Raw genomic sequence first — 9,111 nt, forward strand, 5'->3', positions numbered from 1 at the left:
ATATACTATATTGGCTTCCTTTAAGGCATTGTTCCACTTATGTAGTGCAGTTACTAATTCCTTTTCTTCATAATCCATAAGATCGTGTCTATTAATACCGTACCAATAATGGCTATGTATGCTGCCATCAGGGGTCTGGTGTAATACTTGTGTAAAGACATCATTAAGTATTTTTCCATTATCAATAAGTTCAATATGCCAAGTCGCATCTAATTCCTGATTATTAGGAATTTTTAGAGAAACTTGTTCAGGAGAAATATTTAGTTCGTTCCGATATCGCGCAGCAGTGCTTAAAATATTGTGAATAGTTAAACCAGATTTTTTCCATTCAAGGTTTATTAATTCGGCATACTTATCTAGTTGTAATTTATAATTTTCATAACGATTAATATCGGCTTCGATTTGTTCAGGCTTTCGATAAACCTGTTGTTTTTTCATTTTCTGGTCGAGGCTGTGAAGAATCCCCAGTTTGTTGGTTTTATTGCTGTGCAATTCAAGACAAAAGTCTCCTAATCCTGCTTTATCTAGTCTGTTTTTAACAACATTTAGCGCTGCCATCTTTTCGGCAACAAACAGAACCGTCTTTCCGGCATTAATGCAGGCTGCTATTAGGTTTGTAATCGTTTGTGATTTTCCAGACCCGGGTGGTCCTTCAATAACCAGGTTTTCACCGTTAACAGCATCAATCAATGCGCTATGTTGAGAACTATCTGCATTGTCTATTAATGGAAATTTGACATGGATATTTTCTATGGTATCAATAAGGTATTCTTCTGGATAGGATATGATATCTGTATTAGATTGAGGTTCTGATGTACTAAACAGTCTTTTAATAATGGTATTTTTTTCGAGCGGGTTATCTGCGGGCCAATTCTTGGGATCTAAATCTCGATACATGGCCTGCTTGGTAAAATTCAATAGGACCAGGCTCGCTCGACGCTTTATTTTCCAGTTGGGTTTTTCTTTTAATATGGTCTGCTCAATAAGTGAAAAATATTGCTCCGGCGTCTGTTCTGGTTCGATCAGTGGTAGTAATAGTCCAAAATCATGAGATAATTTTTCATATAGTGTGGTATTGCTTAATACATCATCATCGCGCAGATATATGCTATATTTTTTAGTGGTTCCATATTTATCCAGTTCTAATGTAACCGGAAAAGTGTAAAGCGGAGCCAATCGTTTTTTGTCCGAAGAATCACTTTCAGTCCATTCCAGAAAACCTAGTGCTAGATAAAGAATATTTGCGCCGGTTTCTTGTAAGGCACTTTCTGTGTTAGCGCGGATATTTTTTAATCTTGCGTCAAGATTAGGTTGCCATAATAATATTTGGAAGCTATGGTCTTTATCTTGTATATCATCTGTTTCTAACGTATTAGGTAACTCCAAGCTGATATCTATCCCCATACGGGAAGCCCACTCTTCTGGTGATGGTTTTTTAAGTGTTGTTTCACCAAGTGCAACGTTCTTAGACGCAAAATTGTGCTGGCGTAATTCCTGTTCAGTAGGCTCCTTAAGTCCTTGAAAGAATATTCTGTTGCCAGCTTGCAATGAATTTGCTATCCAGTTAGGACTTTTGCCTACAATTTGGATACTTTTTGTTTTTGTATGGCGAAAATTAAGTAGCGCATTACGAGAACTAAGATCCAACAAGCGTTTACGTATGGCTTCCAATGAAGTATAGGCGAATTCAGTCATAATTATTACTTTCCTTGAATGTAGTGGATCACTATCGGGTAGGGGGTCAATGAACTGTTGATATTATCTGCTTTTTCAACATAAATTTCACCGCTTCCTCTTTGCAAACGCATCCGCCATCGCGGTGTTCGCCGGTTTTTCTTGGCGCTGTTGTGGGCGGTTGTTGTCGCCGCGGGCGGGTTTGCGTTCGCCGCCCGCTTCGTCGTTTAGGCGCATGGTGAGGGCGATGCGTTTGCGCGCGGCATCGACTTCCAGCACTTTGACTTTCACCACGTCGCCCGCTTTGACGATGTCGCGCGGGTCTTCTACGAAGCGGTCGGCGAGTGCCGAGATATGGACGAGGCCGTCCTGGTGCACGCCGATATCGACAAATGCGCCGAAGTTGGCGACGTTGCTGACCACGCCTTCGAGAATCATGCCGGGTTGCAAATCGCTGATTTCGTGGACGCCTTCGGCAAATGTCGCGGTCTGGAATTCGCCGCGCGGGTCGCGCCCCGGTTTTTCCAGTTCGGCGAGGATGTCCAGGATGGTCGGCAGGCCGAATTGGGCGGTGGTGTAGTCGGCGGGTTTGATTTGTCGGATTTGTTCGCGGTTGCCGATGAGGTCGGCGGCGGCGAGTTTTTTGTCTGCCAGCATTTTGGCAACGATGGGGTAGGCTTCGGGGTGCACGGCGCTCGCGTCCAGCGGTTCGTTGCCGCCGTGGATGCGCAGGAAGCCGGCGGCTTGTTCGTAGGTTTTTTCGCCAAGGCGCGGTACTTTTAACAGGGTTTTGCGGTTATCGAACGCGCCGTTTTGGTCGCGCCAGGCGACGATGTTTTGTGCCAGCGTCTGATTCAGGCCGGAGATGCGCGCCAAGAGCGGCACGGAGGCGGTGTTGACGTCCACGCCGACGGCATTGACGCAGTCTTCAACGACGGCGTCGAGAGTTTTGGCGAGCTGCGACTGGTTGACGTCGTGCTGGTACTGGCCGACGCCGATGGATTTGGGGTCGATTTTGACGAGTTCGGCGAGCGGGTCTTGCAGGCGGCGGGCGATGGAGACGGCGCCGCGCAGGGAGACGTCCAGTTCGGGAAATTCTTTGGCGGCGAGTTCGGAGGCGGAGTAGATGGAGGCGCCTGCCTCGCTAACGACGATTTTGTGCAAGCCCGCTTCTGGCAGCGCCTTGATGAGTTCGCCCGCGAGTTTGTCGGTTTCGCGGCTGGCGGTGCCGTTGCCGATGGCGATGAGTTTGACGCGGTGCTGTTTGATGAGGCGAGCGAGGGTGGCGAGCGCGTTGTTTTCTTGGTGCAGGTAAACGATGGCGGTGTCGAGCAGTTTGCCGGTGTCGTCGACGACGGCGCTTTTGATGCCGTTGCGGTAGCCGGGGTCTAAACCCAATGTCGGCAAACGGCCGGCGGGCGCGGCAAGCAGCAGGTCTTTGAGGTTGCGCGCGAAGACGGTGATGGCATCGCTGTCGGCGGCTTCTTTGAGGCGGTTCAGCGCGTCCAGCTCCAGCGAGAGGTAGATTTTGGCGCGCCAGGCGAGGCGGACGGTGTCGCGCAGCCATTTGTGTTCGCCGATGCGGTAGTGCGCGGCGATAGTTTGTTCGTAGGCGCTGGCTTCGGTCGCGGGCGTTTCGTCCGGCTGGTATTTGAGGGCGAGTTGCAGCACGCCTTCGTTGCGCCCGCGCAGTACGGCGAGGGCGCGGTGGCTCGGCATGGCGCGGATGGCTTCGCGGTGGTCGAAGTAGTCTTTGTATTTTTCGCCTTCGCTTTCTTTGCCTTCGATGACTTGCGCGTGCAATTCGCCCTCCGCCCACAGTTTGTCGCGCAGGGCGCCGATGAGTTCGGCGTTTTCGGCAAACTGTTCCATCAGGATGGCGCGCGCGCCGTCCAGCGCCGCTTTGGCATCGGCGATGTTTTCGTTGAGGTACGGCGCGGCGGCGGTGTCCACGTCTTGCGGCTGGTCGGCGAGGAGGGTGTCGGCGAGTGGTTGCAGGCCGTGCTCGCGCGCGATTTGTGCTTTGGTGCGGCGCTTGGGTTTGTAGGGCAGGTATAAGTCTTCTAACGCGGTTTTGTTGTCGGCGGCGTCGATGGCGGCGCGCAGTTCGTCGGTGAGTTTGCCTTGTTCTGCGATGCTGTTCAGCACGGTTTCTTTGCGCGCTTCCAGTTCGCGCAGGTATTGCAAGCGCTCGGCGAGGGTGCGCAGTTGCGAGTCGTCCAGTCCGCCGGTCGCTTCTTTGCGGTAACGGGCGATGAACGGCACGGTCGCGCCGTCGTCCAAAAGGTCGATGGCGGCGGTGATTTGTGCGGCGGTGGCGGCGAGTTCGGTGGCGAGGAGGGCGGTGATGTTCATCGGAGTTCCTGGTTATGGTGAAAGGGGCGGATTATAGCGGCTGTTTATACGGGGAAGGTTTATGTAAACGGAGGCTTTTCGGTTATGGTGTTGCGTCGCCTGACCGGGCACCCTAACTTTGCGCGCTCGAATCGCACATTTTGACTTGTACCACCGGAGATTCTATGCCACATCATTCCGCACTCCTGCTCATTGACATCCAGCAAGGCTTTCAGGACGCCATCTGGTGGGGCAGCACGCGCAACAATCCGCAGGCGGAAGCCGTCTGCGGACGCCTGCTGCAACACTGGCGTGCGTGCGGTTTGCTCGTCATTCACGTCCGCCACGCTTCGCTAAACCCGCAATCGCCGCTGCATCCCGCCGCGCCTGGCTTTGCCTTCGTGGCAGATGTCGCCCCGCTGCCGGGCGAGGTCATCATCACCAAACACGTCAACAGCGCCTTCATCGGCACCGACCTGCAAGCGCGGCTCGATGCGGCGGGCGTGCGCAATCTCGTCATCGCCGGTATCAGCACCGACCATTGTGTCTCCACCACCACTCGCATGGCCGCCAACCTCGGCTACGCAGTGCGCCTTGTCAGCGACGGCTGCGCCACCTTCGCCCGCACCGGTTACGACGGCGCTTCCTTTGATGCTGACATCATCCACCGCACCGCACTCGCCAGTCTGCACGGTGAATTTGCCGAAGTGCTGGAAAGCGCGGCGCTGTTGGCAGAAGGTTGAACCGGCACGGTTTTTGGTATCGCGGCGCGTGAAATGAGTGGGGATTCCGCTATATAATCCGCAGAAAATTCACGTCAAACCACACCATGCGCCGCCGAATCCACATCATCCTGCTCGCTCTCGCCACCGTCGCCCGCGCTGCCCCGCTTTTTACCGACGACATCTCCGACCAAAATGACGGCTGGATTAACCGCGAAACCCGCGCTGCCACCGCCCTGACCCTGACCCGCGAGCCTGAAGGCGGCGACACCATTGCGACCATTGCAGCAGGTGAGGCACTCGGTATCCTGCTTGCGGACAAAAATGGCCATTTTCTCGGCAAAACGCCGTTTGGCATCACCGGCTGGGTACAGGCGCGGGCAGGTGAGGGACGCAGCGAAACCTTCCCCGCCCTTGAACAGCTGCACGATGACCGCCTCAATCTTGACATTTATTACCATCCTGAACTCGGCAAGGCGCTCAACAACCATTACTACTACGACGAAGCCGAGCCGGATACCCCCTCTCCCGGCCTACCGCCTGAGCCGCGCAAGGATGACCCCGCCCCGGTTTACGAAATCTTCGACCGCTTGCTGGAAACCGCCTTCACCCCCGGCGGGGCGCGCTATTTCATCGACTGCACCGTCAGTCTGAACGACCAGCATTACTGCCTCTTTCTTCCCGTAAACGAAGGCAAAATCCGCCGTCTTGGCGCCGCCGGCCTGCTGGGTCAAACCTTCTATTTTCCCGGCAACGGCTACGCCTATAGCGATGTTGATGACAGCCGCAGCCGCTACTACCGCGCCCGACAAAAATGGATACTGCGCGACGGCACGATGCAAGAAATCGAACAGCCGTATCACTACCTCGGACTCACCAGTCACTATCGCGGCATCCTTGCCCCTGACGGCACACATGATCAAAAAACTCCGTTGCGTCTCACCGACCGTATTGACGGCAACAAGAGCGTCGCCAAAATCGCACCCGGTGAAAAAATTACCCTGCAACTCGCCGCCCCGCACCAGAATTGCCCTCAAAACGCGCGCATTGACGACGGCAATTCCTGCGCCGATCTTTGGCTGCTCATTGAAAACGCCGCCGGCAAAACCGGTTGGACAAAAATCAACTACAGCGAAAAAACCCCCGATCTCGAAGGACTACACGGATTCGCCAGATAGTTTCAGCCAGAGCGCGGGCACGCGATGTTGGTGCCATCGGTGCGCTTGCCGCCATCATTCACAAATTTGCCATCCAATTATCCGAAATTTGGGAGAATGATGTTCTTGCAATGAAAACTCTTCGCAAGAGGCGTAAAATGCGGGGCACGCAACCTACGGTGTTTGCTATCTTTTTATAAAAAATTTACAATAATCCTAGCTTCAAAAGGCGGGCGCCAGCATGGCGCCATTGCCGCTACAACCATTTCTTTTTCAATCTGATCAGGAGTTAATATGCTGACAAAAACTGAAAACCGTCCTGCTGCATGGGCGAACTTCATCTCTGGTGACTGGGAAAACGGCGTCAACGTCCGTGACTTCATCCAGAAGAACTACACCCCGTACGAAGGCGACGGCAGCTTCCTCGCCCCCGCTACCCCCGCTACCACCAAACTGTGGGACAGCGTGATGGAAGGCGTCAAGGAAGAAAACCGCACCAAAGCCCCGCTGAAAATCGACGCCGACATCGTCTCCGGCATCAACAGCCACGCACCGGGCTACATTGACAAAGACCTTGAAGTCATCGTCGGCCTGCAAACCGATGAACCGCTGAAACGCGCCATCATGCCCTACGGCGGCATCAAGATGGTCATGGATTCCTGCCGCATCTACGAAACCCCGCTGAACGAGCAGGTCGCCAAAGCCTTCACCGAATACCGCAAAACCCACAACCAGGGCGTATTTGACGTTTACACCCCGGACATCCGCCGCTGCCGCAAATCCGGCGTGCTGACCGGTCTGCCGGACGCTTACGGCCGTGGCCGCATCATCGGTGACTATCGCCGGGTTGCCCTCTACGGTATTGACTACCTGATGGCCGACAAAGTCCGCCAATTCAACGAACTGCAAGCTGACCTCGAAGCCGGCAAAGACCTTGAAGCCACCATCCGCCTGCGCGAAGAAATCTCCGAACAGCACCGCGCCCTCGGCCAAATGAAAGAAATGGCTGCCCGCTACGGCTACGACATCTCCGGCCCGGCTACCAACGCCCACGAAGCCGTACAGTGGACCTACTTCGGCTACCTCGCTGCCGTCAAATCACAAAACGGCGCCGCGATGAGCTTTGGCCGCGTTTCCACCTTCCTCGACATCTACATCGAACGCGACCTGAAAAACGGCGTTATCACCGAAAGCCAGGCGCAAGAAATGATTGACCACCTCGTCATGAAACTGCGCATGGTTCGCTTCCTCCGCACCCCGGAATACGACCAACTCTTCTCCGGCGACCCAATTTGGGCAACCGAATCCATCGGCGGCATGGGCTTGGATGGCAGAACGCTCGTTACCAAAAACAGCTTCCGCTTCCTCCACACCCTGTACAACATGGGGCCGTCCCCGGAACCGAACATGACCATCCTCTGGTCAGAACAACTGCCGGTCGGCTTCAAACACTTCTGCGCCAAAGTCTCCATCGACACCTCATCCGTGCAGTACGAAAACGACGACCTGATGCGCCCGGACTTCAACAGCGACGACTACGCCATCGCCTGCTGCGTCAGCCCGATGGTGGTCGGCAAACAAATGCAGTTCTTCGGTGCCCGCGCCAACCTCGCCAAAACCCTGCTGTACGCAATCAACGGCGGTGTTGATGAAAAATCCAAAGACCAGGTCGGCCCGAAACAAGAACCGCTGAAAGACGAAGTGCTTGACTATGACGTTGTCATCAAACGTATGGACAGCTTCATGGATTGGCTCGCTACCCAATACGTAACTGCATTGAACTGCATCCACTACATGCACGACAAATACAGCTACGAAGCCGCCCTGATGGCACTACATGACCGCGACGTTTACCGCACCATGGCTTGCGGTATCGCCGGACTCTCCGTTGCTGCCGACTCGCTCTCTGCCATCAAATACGCCAAAGTCCGTCCGGTGCGTGACGAAAACGGCATCGCTGTGGACTTTGAAATCGAAGGCGAATACCCGCAATTCGGCAACAACGACGAACGTGTTGACAGCATCGCCTGCGACCTGGTTGAACGCTTCATGAAAAAAGTTGCCAGCCACAAAATGTACCGTGGTGCTACCCCGACCCAGTCCGTACTCACCATCACTTCCAACGTGGTTTACGGCAAAAAAACCGGTAACACCCCGGATGGTCGCCGCGCTGGTGCGCCGTTCGGACCGGGCGCCAACCCGATGCACGGTCGTGACGTCAATGGTGCGGTCGCTTCCCTGACCTCCGTCGCCAAACTGCCGTTTGCCTACGCGAAAGATGGTATCTCCTACACCTTCTCCATCATTCCGGGTGCGCTCGGCAAAGACGACCAAAGCCGTCAAGCCAACCTCGCCGGCCTGATGGACGGATACTTCCACCACGACAGCGAATTTGAAGGCGGACAACACCTCAACGTGAACGTCCTCAACCGTGAAATGCTGATCGAAGCGATGAACGACCCGGAACTGTATCCGCAGCTCACCATCCGCGTCTCTGGCTATGCGGTGCGCTTCAACTCGCTCACCAAAGAGCAACAAATGGACGTCATCACCCGTACCTTCACCCAAACCATGTAAGCGGCACGCTCGCTTGCAAACCACAAAAAGTGCCGGGCAACCGGCACTTTTTTCGCATCCCAATCCAGTAAAATTGCGCCCAACCACCCACACGGAACACCCCATGCGCTACGGCATCATTCACTCCATCGAAACCTGCGGCACCGTTGATGGCCCGGGGCTGCGCTTTGTCGTCTTCACCCAGGGCTGCCTGATGCGCTGCCTGTACTGCCACAATCGGGATACATGGGATTTCCATACCGACAAATGTCAGGAAATGACCGTCGAGCAGGTGATGAAACAGGTAATGTCTTACCGCCATTACCTGGAGGCAACTGGCGGCGGCGTGACCGCAACCGGCGGCGAACCGCTGTTGCAATACGAATTTGTGCGCGACTGGTTTACCGCCTGCAGCGAACACGGCATCCATACCTGTCTCGACACCAACGGCTACGCGCTGCATTACGATTCCATCTTGGAAGACCTGCTCGACCATACCAATCTCGTCATGCTGGACTTGAAACAGATAGACCCCGAAATCCATAAGGTACTGGTCGGCATCCCCAACACCAAAACGCTGAATTTCGCCCGTCATCTGGCCGAGCGCGGACAGTCTACCCGCGTGCGCTACGTTATCGTTCCCGGCTATACCGACGACGAACGTTCCG

General features: G+C 54.5%; 6 protein-coding genes. 4 read left to right on the top strand and 2 right to left on the bottom strand.

Translation table 11 applies throughout. The features are described from left to right. Both Q0349_RS00865 and Q0349_RS00870 read right to left on the bottom strand, forming a co-directional pair. The coding region (locus Q0349_RS00865) for a DUF4011 domain-containing protein (protein ID WP_298078874.1) at window positions 1-1,695 on the bottom strand (1,695 nt) is incomplete at its 3' end. A gap of 87 nt (window positions 1,696-1,782) precedes the next feature. After that, a complete protein-coding gene (locus Q0349_RS00870) occupies window positions 1,783-4,029 on the bottom strand; it encodes a Tex family protein (RefSeq protein WP_298078875.1) in 2,247 nt (748 codons plus the stop codon). A 164-nt stretch (window positions 4,030-4,193) separates the two neighbouring features. On the opposite strand from Q0349_RS00870, the gene Q0349_RS00875 reads away from it, so the two are divergent. From Q0349_RS00875 to pflA, 4 genes are all read left to right on the top strand, one after another. Next, window positions 4,194-4,751, top strand: a complete 558-nt coding sequence (locus Q0349_RS00875; protein ID WP_298078876.1) for a cysteine hydrolase family protein — start codon at window positions 4,194-4,196, stop codon at window positions 4,749-4,751. An 86-nt stretch (window positions 4,752-4,837) separates the two neighbouring features. Beyond that, complete coding sequence (locus Q0349_RS00880; protein ID WP_298078877.1) at window positions 4,838-5,908, top strand: hypothetical protein; 1,071 nt, start codon at window positions 4,838-4,840, stop codon at window positions 5,906-5,908. A 273-nt stretch (window positions 5,909-6,181) separates the two neighbouring features. Then, the gene (pflB, locus tag Q0349_RS00885) at window positions 6,182-8,464 is read left to right on the top strand and encodes a formate C-acetyltransferase (RefSeq protein WP_298078878.1); all 2,283 of its coding nucleotides are present in this window, start codon (window positions 6,182-6,184) and stop codon (window positions 8,462-8,464) included. A gap of 103 nt (window positions 8,465-8,567) precedes the next feature. Next, on the top strand, window positions 8,568-9,111 hold a 544-nt coding region (pflA, locus tag Q0349_RS00890; RefSeq protein ID WP_298078879.1), incomplete at its 3' end, for a pyruvate formate-lyase-activating protein.

The sequence above is a fragment of the uncultured Cardiobacterium sp. genome (assembly GCF_938028185.1).
In the GTDB taxonomy this organism is placed as follows: Bacteria; Pseudomonadota; Gammaproteobacteria; order Cardiobacteriales; family Cardiobacteriaceae; genus Cardiobacterium.